A 22160-nucleotide genomic window follows, 5' to 3' on the forward strand; every position below is an offset into this window, starting at 1 on the left:
GGCCTCGACAACCGCAAGGCGTTGCGGCAACTATCTATTTGCCCGCGCCTAAATGAACGGTAGCTGAACACATTTACACGGAAAGATGGTTTTCTTCTCGGCCTTCGCATCCATAGGGAAGCTTGACGAGCTACAACCCATGCTCTGAAGAAGCCAAAAGCAGCCGGCATCGGCGACATGGTTCAGGGATGAAAAGCTTTTTTATGCGAGCGTACCGCTATCGCCCAATCTGACCTAGCCGAGCAGAATGACCACCGCTAAACAACGCCACGTCGCTTCCGATTTCCCCGGAGCGGCACAAGCTTGGCCTCGCCTTTGCGAGGCCTTTTTCTTTTTGGCAGCGATGTTGCTACCGGCGCGGCTCGCCGCCCGGTGCATAGACCGTGTCCTGTTCGAAACGGAAGACGGCGCCGCAGCGGCAACGCATCATATGCTTGCGCGGGTCGGGCGACGGCCGTTCGGTGGAGAAGCCGCGGGGCATCTCATCGATCTTGAAATCGCGGCTGGGTGCCCGACGGTTGTCGGTCTCGGAAACCTCGGCAAAACCGGCGTGCCCGCATCTCGCACATTCCAGCTTCCGTGAATATCGATCTCGCGCGGCCATTCTCTTCCAACTCGGGGACTCACATTGGGCCCTTTCTATCAGCGCTATCAGCACTCTTGAAGACCGCGCGATCTCGCTGTCCCGCCTTCTTCCCATGGATCCGCTCAATCTTGATGCCGAACACAGAAAAATTCGGCTTACCGGAAAAAGAGATTGACCTGATGGCAGATGTCAGACCAATTTATCGACCCATGATCAAGACGATGCTCACACCCCTTCCCTCCATCGACCGGACGCAGCAAGTCATCGACGCGCTGTCGACCTTCATCGAGTCGTCGAAACTCCGGGCGGGCGACCGGTTGCCCACGGAGCGCGAGTTGATGGCGGCGCTTTCCGTTGGGCGCTCGACCATCCGGGAGGTGCTCACCTATTTCCAGGCTCTGGGTGTCATGGAAACCCGCAAGGGCAGCGGCACCTATCTGCTGAAGCCTGTTTCCAAGGGCACCATCCACATGCCCCTGTCGCTCGACCCGCCGCATCTGCGCGATGCTCTGCTGCAGACGCTGGAGGTTCGTCGCGGCATCGAATGCGAGGCCGGCATGGTGGCGGCCAGGAAACGCACCTCCGAGGACATCGTCATCATCGAGCAGAAGCTCAACGAGATGGAACGCGTCCACATGGCCAAGGGCACGTCTGGACCTGAGGATCTCGCCTTTCACCTGGCAGTCTACGACGCCACGCACAATCCGTTGTTCAAGCAACTGCTCGAACAGATGCGCGAAACCTTCGAGCGCTTCTGGTCTCATCCATTCGACCGGCAGGACTTCGCCCGCCGATCCTTTCCCTTTCACCGCACCCTGTTCAACGCGATCGTCGACCAGGATCCCGAAGCGGCGCGCGCCGAAACACTGAAAATTCTCGACGTCGTCGAGGAAGACATCAAGGAAATGTCCAAATGACTGACGGGCTAGAGCCGTTCGATCTTGCGTCCCTCATAACAGCCCACGACGAAGGCAATTTCGCCGAGGCCGTGGTGCCGCCGATCTTTCAGACATCGTTGTTCACCTTCTCCAGCTATGACGAGATGATCGCCTCCTATCGCGGCGAGAAGGTGCGGCCGATCTATACGCGCGGCCTCAACCCGACCGTGCGTATGTTCGAGGAAATGCTGGCTAAGCTCGAAGGCGGCGAGGATGCGCTCGGATTCGCAAGCGGCATGGCCGCAATCTCGTCCGCCGTGCTGAGCTTCGTCGAGCCGGGCGACCGGATCGTGGCGGTCAAGCATGTCTATCCCGATGCCTTCCGTCTCTTCGGCACGGTTCTGAAGCGCATGAAGGTCGAAGTGACCTATGTCGATGGCCGCGATGAGGAAGCCGTCGCCAAGGCCCTGCCCGGCGCCAAGGTCTTCTATATGGAGAGCCCGACGAGCTGGGTCATGCAAGCGCACGATGTCGGCGCTCTCGCAGCCCTTGCCAAGAAGCACGGCGTCGTCTCGATGATCGACAACAGCTGGGCCACTCCCTATTTCCAGCAGCCCTTGAAGCTCGGCGTCGATCTCGTCATCCATTCCGCCTCCAAATATCTTGGCGGCCACAGCGATGTGGTGGCGGGTGTGGTGGCCGGCTCGAAGGAGATGATCGCGCGGCTGAAAGCCGAAGCCTATCCCTATCTCGGCGGCAAGCTCTCGCCCTTCGATGCCTGGCTCCTGATCCGCGGCCTTCGCACCCTGCCGATCCGCATGAAGGCACATGAAGCCGCGGCGATGACGATTGCCAAGCGGCTGCAGGAACTCGACGTCGTCGAGCAGGTCTGCCATCCGGGCCTTGCCAATCGGTTGCCTTCCGGCCTCAACGGCACGTCTGGCCTGTTTTCCTTCATCTTCCGTGAAGGCGTGGATATCCGCACCTTCGCCGACCGTCTCAGGCTCTTCAAACTGGGCGTGAGCTGGGGCGGGCATGAGAGCCTGATCGTGCCTGGCGAAGTCGTGCTGCAGCAAAAGGCGCAGCCGAATTCCGCCCACACATTCGGCATCAATCCACGCTCCGTGCGGCTCCATATCGGCCTCGAAGGAACCGAGGCGCTGTGGAGAGAACTCGAGGAGGCGATCGCCGCCGCCTCGTGACGTCAGCAACCCAAAAGGAAAACCTAAAAAGGGGGAACCAAGCATGAAAAGACTGATAACCGCAGCACTCTTCACCGCCATGATGGCCGGCACGGCCTTTGCCGACACGACGCTGAAGCTCGTCGAAGTGATCACCAGCCCGGAGCGCACCGAGACGCTGAAGTCGATCGTCGCCCAGTTCGAAGCAGCCAATCCCGGCACCAAGGTCGATATCATCTCGCTGCCCTGGAACGAAGCCTTCCAGAAGTTCGCGACCATGGTCTCTGCCGGCGACACGCCCGACGTCATGGAAATGCCGGACACTTGGCTTTCGCTCTATGGTAACAACGGCATGCTCGAAAGCCTTGAACCTTACCTGGCGAAGTGGGACCATACTAAGGAACTGACGCCGCGCGCACTCCAGCTCGGCCGCGACGTGAAGAACACCGCCTATATGCTGCCCTACGGCTTCTATCTGCGCGCCATGTTCTACAACAAGAAGCTTCTGAAGGACGCCGGCGTCAGCGAGCCGCCGAAGACGTTGGACGATTTCGTCAAGGCTTCCGAAGCGGTTTCGAAGCTGCCGGGCAAATATGGCTACTGCATGCGCGGCGGGCCTGGCGGCCTGAACGGCTGGATGATCTTTGCCGCCTCCATGGCCGGCGACAACAAATACTTCAAGGATGACGGCACCTCGACGATGAACAGCCCGGGCTGGGCCAAGGGCATCGAATGGATGGTTGACCTCTACAAGAAAGGCTTGGCGCCGAAGGATAGCGTCAACTGGGGCTTCAACGAAGTCGTTGCCGGCTTCTATTCCGGCACCTGCGCCTTCCTCGACCAGGATCCGGACGCCCTGATTGCCGTCGCCGAGCGCATGAAAAAGGATGATTTCGGCGTTGCGCCGCTGCCGAAGGGACCGGACGGAAAATCCTTCCCGACCATCGGCTATGGCGGCTGGTCGATGTTCTCCACCAGCCAGAACAAGGATCTCTCCTGGAAGCTGATCGCAACGCTCGAGGGGCCGGAAGGCAACCTCACCTGGAACAAGAAGATCGGCGCCCTGCCGGCCTATACGGCGGCGGAGAAGGATCCCTTCTATGCGGGTGACCAGTTCAAGGGCTGGTTCCAGGAACTGGCCGACAAGGACACCGTTCCGACAGTGATGCCGACCTACCTTGAGGAATTCGCCTTCTTCAAGGATTCGCTCGCCATCAAGACCTCGCAGCAGGCGCTGCTCGGCGATATCTCCGCGAAGGATCTTGCCGATCAGTGGGCAGACTATCTGACCAAGGCGCAGCAGAAGTTCCTTGCCAAGAAATAATCCACATATCCGGCGGCGGAGCGATCCGCCGCCGCTCTTGCCCACCTGAAACAGACGGCGTCCGAACGCCGCGAACGGGAACTCTTGCAGATGACTTCGATCACCGACACGCTCGACAGGCGTCACGACCAAAGGCCGTGGCTGAAACGCCTCGCCGACGCCTCGGAGCCTTATCTCTACAGCGCCCCTGCCCTCATCCTCATCATAGCCGTGATGCTGGTGCCGCTGGCGATCGGCATTTCCTACGCATTTCGCGATATCCAATTGCTCAATCCATTTTCGGGCGGCTTCATCGGCCTGCAGCACTTCCGCGACCTCTCCAAGGATGCAGCCTTCTACGGCGCGCTGAAGAACACGCTCTGGTGGACCGGCGCATCCGTCGTGCTGCAATTCATCTTCGGGCTGATCCTCGCCCTTTTGCTCGACAAGCCCTTCCTCGGCAGGTCGATCGTGCAGGCGCTGGTGTTCCTGCCTTGGGCGGTTCCCTCGTTCCTGGCCGGCCTCAACTGGTCATGGCTCTTCAATCCCGTCATAGGCCCGATCCCGCATTGGCTTTACGCCATGGGGTTGATGAGCGAGCCGGGTAACATTCTTTCCGATCCGCACTATGCGATGTGGGGGCCGATCATCGCCAATGTCTGGTGGGGCATCCCCTTCTTTGCGATCACGCTGCTGGCCGCGCTTCAGGCAATCCCGCGCGATCTCTATGAAGCGGCCTCCATCGATGGCGCCGGCTGGTTCGAGCGCTTCCGCTCTATCACGCTTCCCTTCCTCGCGCCGACCATCGCCATCACGGTACTCCTGCGTACGGTCTGGGTTTCCAACTTCGCCGACCTGATCGTCGTCATGACGGGCGGCGGACCGGCCGACCGCACGCAGATCGTCGCGAGCTACATCTTCACGCAGGCCTTCAGGCGGCTGGACTTCGGTTATGCCTCGGCCATCGCGTTGGTGCTGCTGGTCCTGCTGCTTGCCTATTCCATGCTGATCATCCTGCTGCGGCAGACCCTGCTGAACAAGGATTGAGCCATGAGACGATCCGTTCTCCCGACTATCGCGCATCGCCTGGCGATCCTCTGCTACGTCGTCTTCGCGCTCTTCCCGCTCTTCTGGCTGCTGAAGGTCTCGGTGACGCCGAACGACCTGCTCTATACGGAAGGCGTGCGCATGTGGCCCTCGCGCACGACATGGGAACACTATGCTTTCGTGCTGCAGCACAGCGACTTCCCGACATTCTTCAAGAACAGCCTGATCGTCTCGGGCTCGACGGCGATTGCGGTGACCATCTGCGCTTCGCTGTCCGGCTATGCGCTCTCGCGCTTCAACTTCCGCGCCAAGTACTGGATCGTGGCGCTGATGCTGCTCACCCAGATGTTTCCGCTGGTCATGCTGGTGGCGCCGATCTTCAAGATCCTGACGCCGCTGCATCTGACAAATAGTCTCACCGGCCTCGTCGTCGTCTACACGGCCTTCAACGTGCCCTTCGCCACCTTCCTGATGCAGTCCTTCTTCGACGGCATTCCGAAGGATCTGGAAGAGGCTGCCATGATCGACGGCGCGACCCAGTTTATCGCCTTCCGGCAGATCATCCTGCCGCTGACGCTGCCCGGCATCGCCGCGACGCTCGGTTTCGTCTTCACGGCCGCCTGGAGTGAGCTGCTCTTCGCGCTCATGCTGATCAACGGCAATCAGGCCGCGACCTTCCCGGTCGGGCTTCTCACCTTCGTCTCGAAATTCTCGGTGGATTTCGGGCAGATGATGGCAGCGGGCGTCATGGCGCTCATTCCGGCCGCACTCTTCTTCCTGCTCATCCAACGCTATCTCGTGCAGGGCCTGACGGCCGGCGCGGTCAAGGGTTAGTCACATGGCATCGATCGATATCCAGAACGTCAAGAAGGCCTACGGCCATGTGCAGGTGCTGCACGACATCGATCTGAGGATCAAGGATGGGGAGTTCGTCGTCCTCGTCGGCCCATCGGGATGCGGCAAGTCGACCCTGCTCAGAATGATCGCCGGCTTGGAGGACATCAGCGGCGGCGAGATCCGTATCGCCGAGAAGCGCGTCAACGAGCTGCATCCGAAGGACCGTGACATCGCCATGGTCTTCCAGTCCTACGCGCTCTATCCGCATATGAATGTCGCCGGCAACATGAGCTACAGCCTGCGACTTCGGAAGATGGCGAAGGAGAGTATCGCGAAAGCGGTCGCGGCAGCTGCCGCGAAGCTCGGCCTCGACCCCCTGCTTGAGCGCCGCCCGAAGGCGCTTTCCGGCGGCCAGCGTCAGCGCGTCGCCATGGGACGCGCCATCGTGCGCCAGCCGAAAGCCTTCCTCTTCGACGAGCCGCTGTCGAACCTCGACGCCCGTCTGCGCGAACAGATGCGGGCCGAAATCAAGAAATTGCATGGCGACCTGAAAGCGACATCGATCTACGTCACCCACGATCAGATCGAGGCGATGACGCTGGCGGACCGGATTGTCGCCATGCATGGCGGGGTGGTCCAGCAGGTCGGGAGCCCCCTTGAGCTCTACGACCGCCCCGCCAACCTCTTCGTTGCCGGCTTCATCGGCTCACCCGGCATGAATTTTCTCGATGCGACCTATGAAACGGGCAGCATGAAGCTGAAGGACGGCACCGTCGTGCCGCTACCGGCGCCGCTAAACTTGCGGTCAGGCGTCAGGGCGACCCTCGGCATCCGGCCTGAGCATGTCGTCCTCTCTTCGGATCAGTCCGATATGGCCGCCAATGTCGAGCTTCTCGAGCCTACGGGTTTCGGCATCATCCTGCACCTTTCTCTGCATGGCCTGCCGTTCAAGGTGTTCACGCTGGATCGCAGTGCGTTGAGCGCCGGTACCCAGGTGAATGTCGCCTTTCCGCCGCAGCATCTGCACGTCTTCGATGAAGAGGGAAAAAGGGCGACCTAAGCGACGACTTTTTTCCTCGCCGGAGCCAAATCGCGCAAACCGATAGAACTTTGACGCGCGCGCGGCTATCTTCTAATGTCGCAGAAGTTTCATTCAAGTACGACACTATGCTCTTCCTTAAATAGACCAGGGAGGATGTCATGCCGCTTAACAATTACGCCGTGCTCAAAGGCAGACCCATCAACAATCGCCTGGCGACCGGCTCAAGCCCGCATTATCAGGTGCTCGTTTCGGAAAATGGAACGCTGTATCGCATCGCGGTCAATGTGCGTTCGCAGGACGGAAGCGAGGTCGAATTCCTCGTGCGGGACCGCTTTGAACATCCAATCACGGCACAGCTGGCCGAGCTGCCGGAAGGATTGCACCCGACGCCCAGCCAACCCGGTGGCGTCGCGCTCGATTTCATTCGCGGCAATCTCATGCAGCCCTGGGAACTGAAACCGCTTCCGATTTCGGCGGCAGGCCCCGACAACGATCTCAACGAAAAGATCGATAGTTACATTCAGCACGCCATGTCGGACGAACAGGCGATGATCTATGCCTTTGGCGAGACCTGGGGACCGGAGAATAGCAAGGCGGATCAATATTTCGGCTTCAAACCCGGCCGCGGCATTCATGACATCCATTTCAATCAGGGCAATCCGGGCGGAAAATACGCCTCTCAGAACGGTCCGTGGCAGGACGGCGGCCTGATACTGGAGTTTCCTCGCGAGCAGCAATGGGTCGCGATCTTCATGAAATTCCAGACGCAGGCGTGGCATTCGGACGACACGGACGGGTCCGTCATCGTCGCGCCGAGCCGGGATCATCCGAACCTGCCGCATGCGCCGGTCGACCGTGATGCCATCCCGACCTTCGATGTACCGGACGGGCTGGTGCGCATCATCGCCGCCTATGTCAACGACGTTAAGACGCCCGAACGCGAAACCGTCACGCTGCTGAATACCGCCGATGTGCCCGTCGATCTCACCGGCTGGCAAATCAAGGACAAGCAGAAGAACGCAATGCCGCTCGCAGGTTCGATTGCTGCCGGCGCGACGCAGGTTGTCGAAATCCACCCTCCCGTTGCACTCTCAAACAAGGGCGGGATCATCACCCTGCTCAATGCGCAGGGCATCAAGGTCCACGGTGTCTCCTATACCAAGGATCAGGCAAAGCAGCCGGGACGTACCATTCCGTTCCAGGCGTGAGCACGGCTCATACGTTCTTCAGGCATTTCCCGGCGCTAGTTCCCTTCGGAGCGCCGGGGTCGCCTGCCATCAGGAAAATGGTTCGGTCGGCCCCTTGGACGGCTGGGTGAACCAACGCGGACCATCCGCCGTCATGTGGATATGGTCCTCGAGCCGGATACCGAATTTCTGCGGAAAGACGATCATCGGCTCGTTCGAGAAGCACATGCCGGCAGCAAGCGTCGTCGCATTGCCGCGCACGATATAGGGCTCCTCATGGATTTCCAGCCCGAGGCCGTGGCCGGCGCGGTGCGGCAGTCCTGGCAGCTTATAATCCGGCCCCAGGGAATATCTGGCAAGCACGGCACGAGCAGCATCATCCAGACTTGAGCAGGTTGCGCCCAGCTTTGCGGCATCGAAAACGGCCTGCTGCGCATCGCGCTCGATCGCCCAGGCCTGTTCGAAGGCGCTGTCGCCTGTCTTCAGCTTGTAGGTTCGCGTCAGGTCGGAGTGATAGCCGTCGATGCGGCAACCGGTGTCCACGAGAATGACATCGTCTTCGCCGAGCGTCTGGTCACCATTGGCGCCATGCGGGAGTGACGTTGCCTCGCCAAAGGACACGATGCAGAAAGTCGAGCCGCCATGGGCGCCCGCCTCCCGATGCCGCCGGTCGATGAATTCCACCACCTCGGAGGCGCGGATTCCCGGCTTGAGCAAGGCATGCGCTTGCTTGTGCACATCGAGCGTCAGGTTCATCGCATAGTGAATGAGCGCGATCTCAGCAGGCGATTTGATCCGGCGAAGGCTATTGATGATCGGCCCGCCGTTCGTCAGCCTTTCAGTCCCGAGCTTGGCCGCCAGAGCGTGATAGAAGAAAAGCGGCATGCTGTCGTCAAGTGCCAGAACACCGGCATCGCCGAGCAGACGTGCGATCAGCGCGGCACTGCTTTCCTCCTCCTGCCATTCGAGAATTTCGGCAGGCAGCCGCGGCAAGGTTTCGACGCGGCTGCGCTCGAAGCCGGGGACGATGTAATAAAGCTCGGTCGGCGTGACCAACGCCCCGAGGAACCGTTCGCTCGCGTGCCAGACAAGCCCGGTGAAATAGCGCAGGCTCTCGCTCGGTCCGATCAGCATGCCGGCCAGGCCTTGTGCATCGAGTAGCCGGCGAAGCCTTGAAAGGCGCTCCTGCCTTTCCTCCTGGGTGATCCGGGGTACGGGATGCTGCCACGACATGTTTTCAACTCTCCTCAATGATCCCAGGCGAATGCGCTTTGGTGCCATACACAATGATATCGACACTAGCGACCCTGTAGGCAAAATGTCGACAGATAAAATGCAGTCATTACCGGCCGCTTGCGTGGCCGGCTTTCAGCCCAGTTTGACCGCCACTGGCCTATCCATGTCACGGGCGACATAATCCTGGATCTGTCGGACGATCTGGGCGGCGTGATCGATCGCGAGCTTATCGGCCTGCTCGACATCGCCGGCCTCGATCGCGGCGATCATCTCTTCATGCTCATCGACATATTGACGCGGCAGGCGGTCATCGAAGGTGGAATAATAGAGCCGCAGGATGCGTCGCCCTTCGTCGAGCAGGCGCGTGAAAAATGTCGTGTAGTAGGGGTTGCCGGCGAGCTCGGCGATGGCGACGTGAAACTCGCGGTTCGCCTCGATCATCGCAAAGGCATCGCGCGCAAGCACGGCGTCGGCGAAATCCTTCTGATGGGCGCGAATGGTTCGCATGATGGCTGCATCGCGTCTCTGCGCCGCGCCACGCGTCGTCACCCGATACATCAGCGTGAGCGCCTCGAAATAGGTGGGAAGGCCGGCGAAATCGATCGTGGCGACGATGGTGTTCCTGTTCGGAAGCGTCGTTACCAGTCCGTCGGCGGCAAGACGAAGCAGCGCCTCGCGCACGGGCGTCCTCGACATGCCGAAACGCTCCGAAAGCCGCACCTCGTCGAGCGGGCTTCCTGGCTCGAGAGCCATGGACAATATCTCCCGCCGCAGCGTCACATAGACGCTCTGCGTGCCGGACCCCCGCACCCGCACATTTTCCGCATCACTTTGCATTCGGATACCCCTCGCAGCCAAGGCTCCAATATTGCCTTTTCACATGCCCCGGCAAGGCCGGCCACCACTTGTTAAACTTTCATGCCACGCTTCTTGAGCTTTGTCGACAGTTTGTATATAAGACCTTCATCTCCAATGAGGATCGAACGATGACGACAGGATGGAAGGGCGTATTTCCCGCCGTAACGACGCAATTCAAGGAAGATCTTTCCGTTGATATCCCCGAAACGCAGCGCGTTCAGGACGCGCTCGTCAACGATGGCGTCAACGGCTTGATCGTCATGGGAACATGCGGCGAGAACAATTCGCTCGACCCGGAGGAAAAGCGCACCATCCTCAAGGCCGCCGTCGAGGTGGTCAACGGTCGGGTGCCTGTGGTCACGGGCGTCTCCGAACTCGATACGCGCCGGGCCGTCGCCTACGCCCGCGATGCCGAGAAGCTCGGCGCCGACGGCCTGATGCTGCTGCCGGCAATGGTCTATGTGCCGAAGCCTGAAGAACTGATCGCGCATTTCCGCGCTGTTGCGCAAGCGACCTCGCTGCCGATCATGCTCTACAACAATCCGCCCGCCTACCGCGTCAACATCGGCGCCGATGTGCTGCAGGCGCTTGCCGACGTGCCGAACATCAAGGCCGTCAAGGAGAGCGCGCCGGATCCGCGCCGCTTCACGGATCTCATTAATGCTTTCGGTGATCGCTTTGATATCTTTGCAGGTTTGGACGATGTCGCGCTTGAGGGCCTGATGCTCGGCGCCAAGGGCTGGGTCTCCGGCCTGACGAGCGCCTTCCCGCAGGAATCGGTGCAACTGGTTGCCGCCGCCGAACGTGGCGATTGGCAGGAAGCACGCAAGATCTATCGCTGGTTCATGCCGCTCCTGCATCTCGATGCCGAGCATGATCTAGTGCAGTCCATCAAGCTTGCCGAGCAGATCATGGGCCGTGGCTCGGAGCGCGTCCGTATGCCGCGCCTGCCGCTTTCCGGAGCCCGTCGCGCCGAGGTTACCGCGATGGTCGAAAAGGCAGCAGCCACCCGCCCGTCGAAGGTTCGTACCGCCGCCTGATTTTAAACGCCGGCGACCGCTGCGACAGCGGTTGCCGGCTGCCTCCCCCTGCGGCGACACGATCGGCCCTGTTCGATCGCTAAATTATCTGACAGCGCGGACGCCGCGGGAGTGGTTGATTGCCTCCATCGAAACCAACGGTGGAGGATCACCATGCAAAGCCCCAGCATCACAATTTCATCCGCGCGCATTCGTGTCGGCCTCAAGGTTCGGCGCACGCCCCTCTCTGCCATTGCAGCCGTCGCGCGGTTGCTGATGCACAAGATGAATGAACGGCGCAATCGAAACGCACTTCTGGAGCTCTCCGACGATCAGCTGAAGGATATCGGGCTTTCGCGCGGTCAAGCGGGAAGCGACGTTCATGTTTACAGCCGCTACTAAAAAGCCGGCGCGAGATGTGTTAGGCTCCGGCAGCGGAGCCCTACGGCTCGATGGGGATTGCGGTATGTCACAAATTTCGACGGCTCTACTGCTGAAGACGAAAACCGTCATGATCCGCGATGTCGTCTGCAATGTCGAATGCCGCCACAAGAGCGACGAGGAATGCGCTCACAAGACAAGCCTCGTCTATCCCTATCGCGGCGTCTTCAAGCGGCATGTCGGCCAGAATGACGTTGTCGCCGAGGCCAATCAGGTCATCTTCTTCAACGGCGGACAGGACTACAGGATCAGTCACCCGGTCGAGGGTGGCGATTCCTGTCTCGATCTGGCGATCGACGAGGCTGTACTCCAAGAGCTTGCGCCGAAGGAACAGGTGCAGGCCGGCGAAGGCGTCGTCTTCCGCCGCCAACGCCGTCGCGTCGACCCGCGCGCGCAGGCGCTCGTCGCCCTTCTTCGCCACGGCCTGAGCCGCAACATAGCCGAAAGCCTCGAGGGCGAGACCTTGGCACTGACCCTGGTGCGCCGCTCGCTCGGCGAGCGCACATCACATGCGGCCGGCGCCAGCTTTGGCCGGCAGAAGCTTGTCGATCGGGCGAAGCTCGTCCTGTCTTCCGATCTCGCCCGGCGATGGACGCTCGCAGAGATCGCCAAGGAGGTCGGTGTCTCGCCGGTTTACCTCACGCAGGTCTTCCAGCAGGTCGAAGCCATGCCGCTCTATCGCTATCAATTGCGGCTGCGGCTGGCCCGCGCGCTCGACCTTCTTGGCCGGTACGACGACCTGACGATGCTCGGCCTCGATCTCGGCTTTTCCAGCCACAGCCATTTCAGCGCCGCCTTCAAGCAGACCTATGGCCTGACACCCGCCGAATTCCAGCGCTCGGCGCAGCTGAAACCGAAGCGCTACATCAGTCGCTAAAGATTCCGACAGCGCCGATAGGGCCAACGGTGCTCTCATGACCCTGCCCCGATCGGGGGATCATTCAGGAAAGGGTTATGAGATGAAGAGAACCACATGCGCCGCTTGCGACTGCGAATTGGGTGCAGAGACCATCAAGGTCAACCTCGGCGGCAAGTCGGTCGAGGTCTGCTGCGAGGAGTGCGCCGCCGCACTCAGGGAAGCCGATCAGTCAACCTCGGCTGCGTTGAGCAGCAAGGAATAGAGACGGGACCGAAGCGGCTCGAGCCGCGCTTTCATCGGGCCATTATCATGGAAAGAGCCGCGCCCAAGGCGCGGCTCTTTCCATGATGATTCAAAGGAAAATATTGGCACCAGGCGCGACGGACCGCAGATTTCGCCCTTCTGCGTGTCCAACGCAGGAAAGTGGTAAAGAATTGTTGCCACGGCGCTCCCAGCAAACTTCGTTCGCAACATTCCTTCGCCAAGAAACATTCGGAAATATCGGGACCTATTGCATTCATACGGCCTCGCTAGCCTCAGCATCAGTAAATCGTAATGAAGGTACTGATCATGAGGCAACGACACATCGTCGCAACTTTGTTGATAACAGCCATCGGCGGCGTTGCCGTTTCCGCGCTCGCCGCCGAGCCGGCTGCCACGCCCGATACGCAGAAGCCCCCAGGCATCGAGGCGGCGCAACCCATGCCGGGCCGCATGGTGCCGGGCGGCTGGCCCTGCCCGGGCCCGCATCCCGAAGGGCCGATGATGGCCTTCGGCGCCGGCATGCCCATGCCGCCAAACGAGCCGCCCGGCGGCTTCCATCATGGGCCGGATCCGGCTCTCGAGCTTGCGGGCAAGCTGTCGGCCATGGAAACGCTGATCGGCATTCACAGCGCCCAGCTCGATGCCTGGCGGGACTACACCAGCGCGCTGTCGGATTTTCTGGCTTTTCCGAAACATCGTCCACCCGGCCCGCCGCTCCCGGATGACGCTGCTGCGTCGCAGCCCGATCACGACGCCGACAAGCAGAAGGAACTCTTTGGCGAACTCGTCGCCGATCACGCGCTGGATCGCGCCGCCAAGGCAACCGTCCTCAAGGACAAGGCCGTCGCCCTGCGCAACGTCCTGACCGCCGATCAACTTGCAAAGCTTGAGGATGCGGAACGATCCCTCGTTCCAGGCCCTCACGCATTCCGCTGATAGATGATCGAGGATTCGACCAGGGAACATCCGACTGCATAGTCACAACAGACCATTTCCTCTCCGCCTCCAACCGATCGAGATTCCCCCCGGACGCCCTCGTCGATTGGAAGGAGCGGCCCCTCAAAGGGCCGAATGGTCCGGGAACGCCCCGCCCGGCGTTCCCGGACCAATGACGCGTGAGCTTCATCGTCCCTTCCCGCAGAAGGAAAGCCGATTGCCTCCTCAAATGGTCCGCCTTCCGTCCGAGCCAGAACCGAGGCCGGCGCACATGATCCATGAACAGGGATAGACATCTTGCCGATATGTTCGCCTTCAAACACAGGGTTGTCGAATATTGCTGCTGCCATCGCACTCGCCGTGACGTTGACAAGCTGTGTCGTTGGCCCGGACTACCGCACGCCTGGCCTTGCCGTGCCGTCGCACTGGGGCAGCAAGGCCGGAACCAAGCCTGCGAAGGCGCCGCAATTGTCCCAATGGTGGAAGCAGCTCAAGGACCCAACGCTCGATGCACTGATCGAGGAGGCGATAGCCGGCAATCTCGACGTCGCGACTGCCAAGGCAAAGATCCGCGAAGCGCGCGCCACCTATCGCGAGCAGAGAGGCGCTTTGCTGCCGACAGCCGAGGGAACCGCATCGGCAACTCGCACGCGCACGTCAGCCGCGGCAGGCGGCGCGACCGATGCTACCTTCTCCACGTTATATGATGGAGGTTTCGACGCCAGCTGGGAGCTCGATCTCTTCGGTGGCAACAAGCGCGCAGCCGAAGCGGCAAAATATGGCGTCGATGCAGCCGACGAGGAGTTGCGCGACACGATGCTGACCCTTATCGGCGATGTCGCTTCCTATTATGTGCAGGCACGCGAATATCAGGCGCTGCGCGATCTGGCCAAGCGCACCGCCGTCTCGCAGCGCAAGAGCGCCGCCCTCACCCATGCCGAATATCTGGCGGGCAGTGCCACCGCTGTCGACACCGCCAAGGCAGACGCTCTGGCGAGCAGCACCGAAGCCGATATTCCGGCCTACGAAATCTCCTACGCCCAAGCTGTTCATCGTCTCGGCGTACTGCTGGGTAGGCCGCCGGCGGCACTTGAGGAGAGGCTCAAGGCCAGCGCTCCCATTCCCAGCCCCAAGATGAGCGTCTCGACGGGCATTCCCGCCGATATCCTCGTCTCACGACCCGACGTCCGGCTGGCCGAACGGCAACTTGCGCAATATACGGCCAAGATCGGCAAGGCCGAGGCCAATCGCTATCCATCCATTTCGCTGACGGGAGACATCTCCTCGTCCGCCGCCAGCGTCGGCGACCTTGCCAAGAGATCCTCCATCGGATGGTCGCTCGGTCCTTCGCTGACCGTGCCGATCTTCCAGGGCGGCCAGCTCAAAGCGGCGGTCGACGTCGCCAAGGCCGAGCGCGATCAATATTTCATCGCCTACCAATCAGCCGTGCTTTCGGCGATGGAAGACGTCGAGAATGCCGTCGTATCGCTCACCCAGGAGCGATTGAAATACGGCAAGCTCGTCTCCTCCAGCAGCTCCTACAACCGTGCTTCGGATTTGTCGCGTACACTCAACAAGGCTGGCGTTACCGACTTTCTCGACGTGCTCGACGCCGAACGCTCGCTCTACAGCGCCGAGGAAGCCGTCATTCAGAGTCGTGCATCGATCGCCACCGACTATATCTCGCTCAACAAGGCGCTCGGCGGCGGCTGGGACGGTGATGTCGACGTCTCCAAACCCGCGGTGGTCGATACCGACACCGGTCCACATTTGACGATGGCCAAATAATCACATGCTGAACACCCTAGACCGAGAAGCACCGGCGACCATCAATCCGAAACAAACCGCAGAAGCAGTCCCTGCGAGATCCCCCTCACGCCGAGGCTTCAAACCGATGCGGCTGGCATTTGTGATTTTGCTCCTGCTCGCCGCTATTGGCCTCATCCTCTTCTGGTACGGCTTTTTCGACCGGCAGACATCATCCGCCATTACCGCACCGGTGACACGCGGCGATGTCGAAGAAGCCGTGCTTGCCTCCGGCACGTTCAAGCCAGTCAAGCTGGTCGCAGTCGGCGCGCAGGTCTCGGGGCGCATTACCGCGCTCGATGTGAAGCTCGGCGATGCCGTGAAGAAGGACACATTGATCGCCGAGATCGACTCGACGACGCAGAGCAACGACCTCAAAATCGCGCAGGCCTCGCTTGCCAACGTCAGGGCGCAGCGTCAGGAGAGCGAGGCCGACCTTGCCAATGCGCGGCTGACCCTCATCCGCCAGCAGACCGTCTTTCGCAACCAGGCCGGCTCCAAGGCCGATCTGGACAGCGCGGAAGCCAGCGTTAAGAAGATCACGGCGCAGATCGCCGCTCTCGATGCGCAGATCACCTCGGCGGAGGTAGCGGTGGAAACGGCGCAGGCCAACCTCTCCTATACGCGCATAACCGCGCCGATGGACGGCACCGTGCTCGCGATCGTCAATCAGCAGGGCCAGACGGTGAATGCGGCGCAATCGGCGCCGACCATCGTCATTCTCGGACAACTCGATACAATGATCGTTCGCACCGAGATATCGGAAGCCGATGTCGTCAAGGTCAAGGTCGGGCAGCCGGTCTATTTCACCATTCTCGGCGATCCCGTCACCCGCCACGACGCCGTGCTGCAATCGATCGAACCGGCGCCGGAATCGATCACCAGCGATAGCAGCGTCACATCCTCTTCCACCACGACATCGTCTAGCAGCAGCACGACGTCATCCTCGTCGTCTTCGGCGATCTACTACAACGGCGTCTTCGCCGTGCCGAACCACGACAATCATTTCCGCACCTATATGTCCGCCGAAGTGCACATCGTCCTCGGCCAGGCCAGGAGCGTGCTGACCATTCCATCCTCCGCGCTCGGTGCAAGGCTGGCCGACGGTTCCTACAGCGTTCAGGTCGTCGATCAAAATGGCAAGCAGAATTCCAGAAAGGTTATGGTCGGCCTCAACAATAATGTCACGGCCGAGATCCAGTCCGGCCTGTCGGAGGGCGAGAGCGTCGTGATCGGCGAGGCCATCGCTGCGACGACGACGAACAGCAACAATGGCGGGCCGCCGCCGATGGGGTTCTGAACCATGGCTTTCCCGATCATAGAACTGCAGGGCGTGCGCCGGGAATACCAGTCGGGCGAGCGCACCATCGCCGTATTGCAGGACATCGATCTGTCCATCGACGAAGGTGAGATGGTGGCTATCGTCGGCCCTTCCGGTTCCGGCAAATCGACATTGATGAACATCATCGGCCTGCTCGATCGCCCGACCGACGGAACCTATGCGATCGCCGGCGCGCAGACGCATCGCCTCGACAACGACGCGCTTTCCAGGCTGCGGCGAGAGCATTTCGGCTTCATCTTCCAGCGCTATCATCTGCTTTCGGAGTTGACCGCGATCGGCAATATCGAAGTGCCGGCAATCTATGCCGGGCAACCGGGCGAGGCGAGACGGGTGCGCGCGGCCGCACTTCTCGAACGCCTGGGCATGGCCGAAAGGGCAGGACATCGGCCAGGCCAGCTTTCCGGTGGCCAGCAGCAGCGCGTCTCGATAGCGCGCGCGCTGATGAACAACGGCAATGTCATTCTCGCCGACGAGCCGACCGGGGCGCTGGACCGACAAAGCGGCGAAGAGGTACTGCGCATCCTTGGCGAGCTGCACGCCGAAGGCCATACGGTCGTGATCGTCACCCACGACATGAATGTGGCCGCCCGCGCCGATCGCATCATCGAAATCTCCGATGGCCGGATCGTTGCCGATAGGCGCACGCGGGAGGAAACTCCCCGGCTTCGCACAGCGGTCGCCAAGGCCGGTTTCGGCAAATCCAGCTGGCGCGAGATGTCTGGCCGACTGGCCGAAGCCTTTTTCATGGCGATGCTTGCACTTAAGGCCCACCGGCTGCGCACCTTCCTCACAATGCTCGGCATCATCATCGGTATCGCCTCGGTCGTCAGCGTCATCGCGCTTGGCGAGGGATCGCAACGCAAGGTCCTGGCAAACATCAACAGCCTTGGCACGAACACGCTGGAGATTTTCCCCGGCAAAAGCTTCGGCGATATGCGGTCGGGGCGCATAAAGACCCTGGTCGTCGCGGACGCCGACGCGCTGGCGAAGCTCACTTATGTCGCAGCCGTCACACCGACTGTCTCGACGAGCAGTACCGTGCGCTTCGGCTCAACGGAAGCAAATGCGCTGATCAACGGCGTTGGTGACGCCTATTTTACGGTGAAGGGATCAAAACTGGTCGCCGGCCGTCTGTTTGACGCTGACGGTATCAGGCGCATGGCGCAGGACGCCGTGATCGATCAGAACACCGCAACGACGCTGTTTACCGACAAAGGTCTCAACCCGATCGGGCAGACGATCTTCGTCGGCAAGGTGCCTGTGCGTGTCATCGGCGTCATTGCCTCCCAACAGGGCGGCTTCGGCTCCAGCGACAATCTTTCCGTCTATCTGCCCTATACCGGCGTGCAGGCGCGCTTCCTCGGCGATATGTCGCTGCGCAGCGTCACCGTACGCGTCGTGGACGATATCGAAAGCTCAACAGCCGAAGCGGCCGTGACGCAGTTCCTGGAGCGCCGCCACGGCACCAAGGATTTCTTCATTCTCAATACCGACGATATCCGCCAGACGATCACCACCACGACCAGGACAATGACCCTCCTCGTCTCGGCGATCGCCGTCATCTCGCTGCTTGTCGGCGGCATCGGCGTCATGAACATCATGCTCGTCTCGGTATCCGAGCGTATCGCGGAGATCGGCGTGCGCATGGCCGTCGGTGCAAGGCGCCAGGACATCCTGCAGCAGTTCCTGATCGAGGCCGTGCTGGTCTGCCTCCTCGGCGGCGCTTTCGGCATTGCCACAGCGCTCGGCTTCGGCGCCGCCTTCAATCATTTCGCGTCCAATTTCACATTGGTTTTTTCGGCGAGCTCGATCCTTCTCGCCTTCACGTGTTCGTGCGCCATCGGTCTAACCTTCGGGTACCTGCCGGCACGCAACGCCTCGCGGCTCGATCCGGTCGCCGCGCTTTCAAGAGACTGATTATAAAGGGAAATTTTAAGGATGCCCTCGGAGATAATCCGGCTTCGCCATTCGTGTTGGGGGCGTCATGGCGAAGCCGGTATGCGGGGCGATCAAAGCCTGCTCGAGCCAGGCTTGTGATCGACTGTGATACTACATCAGTCCGCGGCTCGAACATTTCTGAATGTTTCTGAAAGGAGGCATTTTCGAGAAATTTAGTGTCTCGGCTTTGCCAAAGGGCCGGCTTTATTTGGTAAGTTCTGTAACCTTATTGTAATACTATCGTCCATTGAAACTTCCGAAAGTCTTACGCAAGTAAATCTTGTTTTTCTGCAAAATGCCAGTCGCAATCCGGCACTCGGTTCGAAAATGCGACCGAGTTGTGCCCACCGCGAAAACTTGGGCGAACCGGCATGGCTTAATTCGCGGATTTACCGTCGGCGCTCTTAAATGAAACTACCTGCTCAAGCCCCGTAGGCTGCCGGTTTCGCACGGTGATTTCGCCGTCGAAGCGGGTGACGATCTCATGGGCAATGGCCATGCCGAGACCGGCGCCGGGAAAGGATCTTTGCCTTGCTATATCGATGCGGAAGAAAGGCTCGAACACCTGATTGAGCCGCTCCTCGGGGATGCCGGGACCGGTATCGATAATTCTGACCACCGCCTTGTTGCCGAGATGCGTCACGGTGACCGTTGCCGATTGGCCATGCGTGGCGGCATTGATGAGCAGATTCCGCAATGCCCTGGTGACCGCCAGCGGCCCCGCAGAGATCAGCGCAGGTTCCAGCTCGCCGCTTTTGACATTCATGTGGATCGCCTGAAGCTCCTCGACGATTTCCTCTACGGCGGTATCGAGCCTGACGCGCTCCAGGCTGTCCTTGGAAATCTCTTCCCTCACCAGGCCAATCGCGCTGTCGGCGATCCTGTCGAGCTCCTCGAGATCGGCGAGCCATTTGCGCCGCTCTTCATCGTCCTGGATGAACTCCGCCCGCAGACGCATCCGCGTCATCGGTGTCCTCAGATCATGCCCGGCAGCCGCCACGAGCCGCATCCGGCTTTCCGTGGAGGCCTTCACTCGGGCCGACAGGCCGTTGAGCGCCTGTGCGGTGACCCGAATTTCACCCGGACCGGTTTCCGGTATATGTGGGAGCGTGCCATCCGGGTTGACTTCGGCCACGGCCCGCTCCAGCAGGCGAAGCGGTTTCATGATCTTCGAAGCCGCGAAGATGGAAACCAGCACGCTGCCGATGATGATAAGGCCGAGCCATCCGACAAGAATCTTCCAGCCTCCCGGCGGTGGACCATGTTGCGGCATCGGCGTGACGAGCCAGCTGCCGTCGGAGAGCTTCAGCGACGCAATCATCTCGCCGGTCGATTGGCGCGATATGATCGCCTCGCGCATGCTGGAAATCCGAAGCAGCGCCTCGACTAGAAAGCGGGACAATTCTTCATCGCGCGGACCGTCGGCAGGCTTGGGAGCGACAATCAACCCCGCCGCGGCAGCCATGGCCCGGTCCTTCTCGGCAAAGGCGGCCAGAACGGCGAGTTGCCGTGCCTCCGGCTCGATCATCATGTCCGGCCTGGGTCCCCGCATGACAAGGCTTGCCACGAAAGACGATGAAATGACGACCAGAACGATAGCCGTCAGCAGGAGCAGCGCCAGACGCGCACCGAGGGATTTCATGGATCGCCCTTGACCGCCGTCACCGGTACGACGAGCTGATAGCCGCCATTGCGGACCGTTCGGAAGACCGGCTCCTCAGCGGTTTCGCCGAGCTTCCGGCGCAGCCGGCTCATCAGGACATCGATCGAGCGGTCGGCGGGATCGCGATCACGCCCCTGCGTCAGGTCGAGCAGCTGATCACGCGACAAAAGCCGCCCCGCCCGCTCGAGGAAGGTCTTGAGCAAATCGAATTCGGCGCCGGTCAGCGGGATCACTTCGCCATTCTCCCTGGTCACCCGGCGGAGCTGCGGATCAAGGGTCATATCAGCGAAAAGATACCGCCTTTGTTCAGGCTCGGAAGACATGTCCTCGTTGGTACGACGCAACACGGCACGAATGCGGGCAGCCAGCTCACGCGGATTGAACGGCTTGCCGAGATAATCGTCAGCGCCGATCTCGAGGCCGAGAATCCGGTCTATATCCTCCTTTAAGGCCGTCAGCAGAATGACCGGAACGCGCGGGCGCCTATTGCGCAGGTCGCGGCAGAGATCGAGACCAGATCCGTCCGGTAGCATCACATCCAGAACAAGCAGATCGGGGGAGCGCCGATTGAGGGAATCATTGCAGCCGCGGAGGTCGCTTGCCGTCGACACGCGAAAGCCCTGCTCCTCGAGATACCGGCTCAGCAGCGAGCGAATCTCGTGGTCGTCATCGACGATTAAAATATCCGGTGCGGCGATAACAGTCATGGGCTTCATTCCGTTTCTCAACTCTTATACGAACTATCAACTCCATGAAAAGACGGGTTTTGCGGCGCCAATACGGAATTTCTCGCGCCGGAAATGTTGGTTTACAAAATTCCCGACAATAGAAATGTTCAGCAACAAAATCGCATTCATGACGGGGGAAAACGCCTCCGGTGAGATCATCCGCACAGCATATCACGGTTCGGAAAAGTACGATCGGCCGATAGTCACGGCAACGCGCGCTGGATCGGCGGGATCCTCGGCTCAAGGCATCACGCCGCGCGCAGCCATTCGCCACTCCAGGCCGAAGCCGCACTTCGATGGCGCCGCTGTCCATCATGACCCGAATTTCGATAGGCGCACGCGGATTGGTGACCTCGACGGGCACTGCCGCTTCGAAAGAGCCGGTACCCTGCGGGCAGACACGCAGCTTGCCAAGCAATTCCGCAGCATGAACTTCCACGGTGAAAATCTGGCCGTGGCAATCCTCGTCGACATCGAAGAAGAATTTGGCGTTCCAGCGGCCGATCGGCAGATGAAGCTAAGGGCCACAGATCAGGCAACGCGCGCGCCCGGTCGCGACCAATGGCGAACTGGTCGGCATCGCTATCTGCTAGCCGAAGAGCATGGGATCGAACGATTTCAGGAAACGGTTGGCGACCATCTCGATCGCACGCGCACCGAACTTGCGGAGCGCCGAACTGCGCATGAACAAGGCCTTCAACGAGAACAGTCGCGCGGCCTTCGAAATAGTCGAAGGGCGCACCCGTCAAGGTGCGCCCTGCTATCAAACTATGAAAAAAGTTGAAGGTGGAACCTGCAATGCAGCGGCTATTCGCCGAAGTTTTGCCGGATCAGCCTCAGCGCCAGCCTCTATTTCGACAATTTCCTCGCTCGTGAGCCCACAGGTTTCGGAGAGATCACCGATCGTGTAACCGATGGTTTCGCGAGACTGTCGAACGGCATCGGCGATTTCTTGATGGGGAACTGTAGAAGCCTTTGAACTATCGAGATTGTTCGGAGTAATGGACAT

The 22160-nt window shown here is 60.5% G+C and carries 22 protein-coding genes; 16 read left to right on the top strand and 6 right to left on the bottom strand.

What is annotated here, in order from left to right; translation table 11 throughout:
- Positions 1-349 precede the first annotated feature (349 nt).
- Complete coding sequence (locus GA0061101_RS26525) at positions 350-604, bottom strand: hypothetical protein (protein WP_037197495.1); 255 nt, start codon at positions 602-604, stop codon at positions 350-352.
- Between the two features lie 203 nt (positions 605-807).
- Between GA0061101_RS26525 and GA0061101_RS26530 the strand changes: the two genes are divergently transcribed.
- The 7 genes from GA0061101_RS26530 to GA0061101_RS26560 all read left to right on the top strand — a co-directional run bounded on the left by GA0061101_RS26530 (position 808) and on the right by GA0061101_RS26560 (position 8082).
- On the top strand, positions 808-1503 hold the full coding sequence (locus tag GA0061101_RS26530) for a FadR/GntR family transcriptional regulator (protein WP_092575761.1): 696 nt from the start codon (positions 808-810) through the stop codon (positions 1501-1503).
- Positions 1500-2666, top strand: a complete 1167-nt coding sequence (locus GA0061101_RS26535) for a PLP-dependent transferase (RefSeq protein WP_037197493.1) — start codon at positions 1500-1502, stop codon at positions 2664-2666. Before GA0061101_RS26530 ends, GA0061101_RS26535 begins: the two co-directional genes overlap by 4 nt.
- Before the next feature lie 43 nt (positions 2667-2709).
- Complete coding sequence (locus GA0061101_RS26540; RefSeq protein ID WP_037197492.1) at positions 2710-3969, top strand: ABC transporter substrate-binding protein; 1260 nt, start codon at positions 2710-2712, stop codon at positions 3967-3969.
- Positions 3970-4059: 90 nt separating this feature from the next.
- Complete coding sequence (locus GA0061101_RS26545; RefSeq protein WP_037197490.1) at positions 4060-4995, top strand: carbohydrate ABC transporter permease; 936 nt, start codon at positions 4060-4062, stop codon at positions 4993-4995.
- A 3-nt stretch (positions 4996-4998) separates the two neighbouring features.
- Positions 4999-5829, top strand: a complete 831-nt coding sequence (locus GA0061101_RS26550) for a carbohydrate ABC transporter permease (RefSeq protein ID WP_034510592.1) — start codon at positions 4999-5001, stop codon at positions 5827-5829.
- 4 nt (positions 5830-5833) lie between these two features.
- Positions 5834-6892, top strand: a complete 1059-nt coding sequence (locus GA0061101_RS26555) for an ABC transporter ATP-binding protein (protein ID WP_037197488.1) — start codon at positions 5834-5836, stop codon at positions 6890-6892.
- A 140-nt stretch (positions 6893-7032) separates the two neighbouring features.
- The gene (locus GA0061101_RS26560) at positions 7033-8082 is read left to right on the top strand and encodes a DUF2278 family protein (RefSeq protein ID WP_092575744.1); all 1050 of its coding nucleotides are present in this window, start codon (positions 7033-7035) and stop codon (positions 8080-8082) included.
- A gap of 69 nt (positions 8083-8151) precedes the next feature.
- Here GA0061101_RS26560 and GA0061101_RS26565 read toward each other — a convergent pair whose 3' ends face one another.
- Together GA0061101_RS26565 and GA0061101_RS26570 are read right to left on the bottom strand one after the other, a co-directional pair.
- Complete coding sequence (locus GA0061101_RS26565; protein WP_037197485.1) at positions 8152-9294, bottom strand: M24 family metallopeptidase; 1143 nt, start codon at positions 9292-9294, stop codon at positions 8152-8154.
- Positions 9295-9429: 135 nt separating this feature from the next.
- Positions 9430-10134 (bottom strand): GntR family transcriptional regulator, encoded by a 705-nt coding sequence (locus GA0061101_RS26570; protein ID WP_037197484.1) that lies wholly within the window; start codon positions 10132-10134, stop codon positions 9430-9432.
- Positions 10135-10283: 149 nt separating this feature from the next.
- Here GA0061101_RS26570 and GA0061101_RS26575 point away from each other — a divergent pair, with 149 nt between their 5' ends.
- The 8 genes from GA0061101_RS26575 (at position 10284) to GA0061101_RS26605 (ending at position 18739) form a co-directional block, all read left to right on the top strand.
- Entirely contained in the window at positions 10284-11195 is a 912-nt protein-coding gene (locus GA0061101_RS26575; RefSeq protein ID WP_037197482.1) for a dihydrodipicolinate synthase family protein, read from the top strand.
- Positions 11196-11348: 153 nt separating this feature from the next.
- Entirely contained in the window at positions 11349-11576 is a 228-nt protein-coding gene (locus tag GA0061101_RS26580; protein WP_037197481.1) for a DUF1127 domain-containing protein, read from the top strand.
- A gap of 64 nt (positions 11577-11640) precedes the next feature.
- Complete coding sequence (locus GA0061101_RS26585; protein WP_092575747.1) at positions 11641-12492, top strand: helix-turn-helix transcriptional regulator; 852 nt, start codon at positions 11641-11643, stop codon at positions 12490-12492.
- Between the two features lie 82 nt (positions 12493-12574).
- A complete protein-coding gene (locus GA0061101_RS39550; RefSeq protein WP_167669603.1) occupies positions 12575-12736 on the top strand; it encodes a hypothetical protein in 162 nt (53 codons plus the stop codon).
- Between the two features lie 308 nt (positions 12737-13044).
- Positions 13045-13674, top strand: a complete 630-nt coding sequence (locus GA0061101_RS26590; RefSeq protein ID WP_037197573.1) for a hypothetical protein — start codon at positions 13045-13047, stop codon at positions 13672-13674.
- 297 nt (positions 13675-13971) lie between these two features.
- Positions 13972-15462, top strand: coding sequence for an efflux transporter outer membrane subunit (locus GA0061101_RS26595; protein ID WP_051963580.1), 1491 nt, complete (start codon positions 13972-13974; stop codon positions 15460-15462).
- 106 nt (positions 15463-15568) lie between these two features.
- Positions 15569-16780, top strand: coding sequence for an efflux RND transporter periplasmic adaptor subunit (locus GA0061101_RS26600; protein ID WP_037197479.1), 1212 nt, complete (start codon positions 15569-15571; stop codon positions 16778-16780).
- A gap of 3 nt (positions 16781-16783) precedes the next feature.
- Positions 16784-18739 carry a MacB family efflux pump subunit gene (locus GA0061101_RS26605; RefSeq protein WP_037197478.1) on the top strand — a complete coding sequence of 652 codons (1956 nt, stop codon included), beginning with the start codon at positions 16784-16786 and terminating at the stop codon, positions 18737-18739.
- Between the two features lie 397 nt (positions 18740-19136).
- Here the strand turns inward: GA0061101_RS26605 and GA0061101_RS26610 are convergent, their stop codons facing one another.
- Together GA0061101_RS26610 and GA0061101_RS26615 are read right to left on the bottom strand one after the other, a co-directional pair.
- Positions 19137-20402 carry a sensor histidine kinase gene (locus tag GA0061101_RS26610; RefSeq protein ID WP_037197476.1) on the bottom strand — a complete coding sequence of 422 codons (1266 nt, stop codon included), beginning with the start codon at positions 20400-20402 and terminating at the stop codon, positions 19137-19139.
- Positions 20399-21130, bottom strand: a complete 732-nt coding sequence (locus tag GA0061101_RS26615; protein WP_037197569.1) for a response regulator — start codon at positions 21128-21130, stop codon at positions 20399-20401. The genes GA0061101_RS26610 and GA0061101_RS26615 overlap by 4 nt, the downstream gene beginning before the upstream one ends.
- A gap of 124 nt (positions 21131-21254) precedes the next feature.
- Here GA0061101_RS26615 and GA0061101_RS39555 point away from each other — a divergent pair, with 124 nt between their 5' ends.
- Complete coding sequence (locus GA0061101_RS39555; RefSeq protein WP_037197475.1) at positions 21255-21935, top strand: hypothetical protein; 681 nt, start codon at positions 21255-21257, stop codon at positions 21933-21935.
- On the opposite strand, the gene GA0061101_RS26625 is transcribed toward GA0061101_RS39555, so the two are convergent.
- On the bottom strand, positions 21915-22160 hold the full coding sequence (locus GA0061101_RS26625; RefSeq protein ID WP_080760624.1) for a helix-turn-helix domain-containing protein: 246 nt from the start codon (positions 22158-22160) through the stop codon (positions 21915-21917). The genes GA0061101_RS39555 and GA0061101_RS26625 overlap by 21 nt on opposite strands.

This window comes from Martinezella lusitana (genome assembly GCF_900094565.1).
GTDB lineage: Bacteria > Pseudomonadota > Alphaproteobacteria > Rhizobiales > Rhizobiaceae > Rhizobium > Rhizobium lusitanum.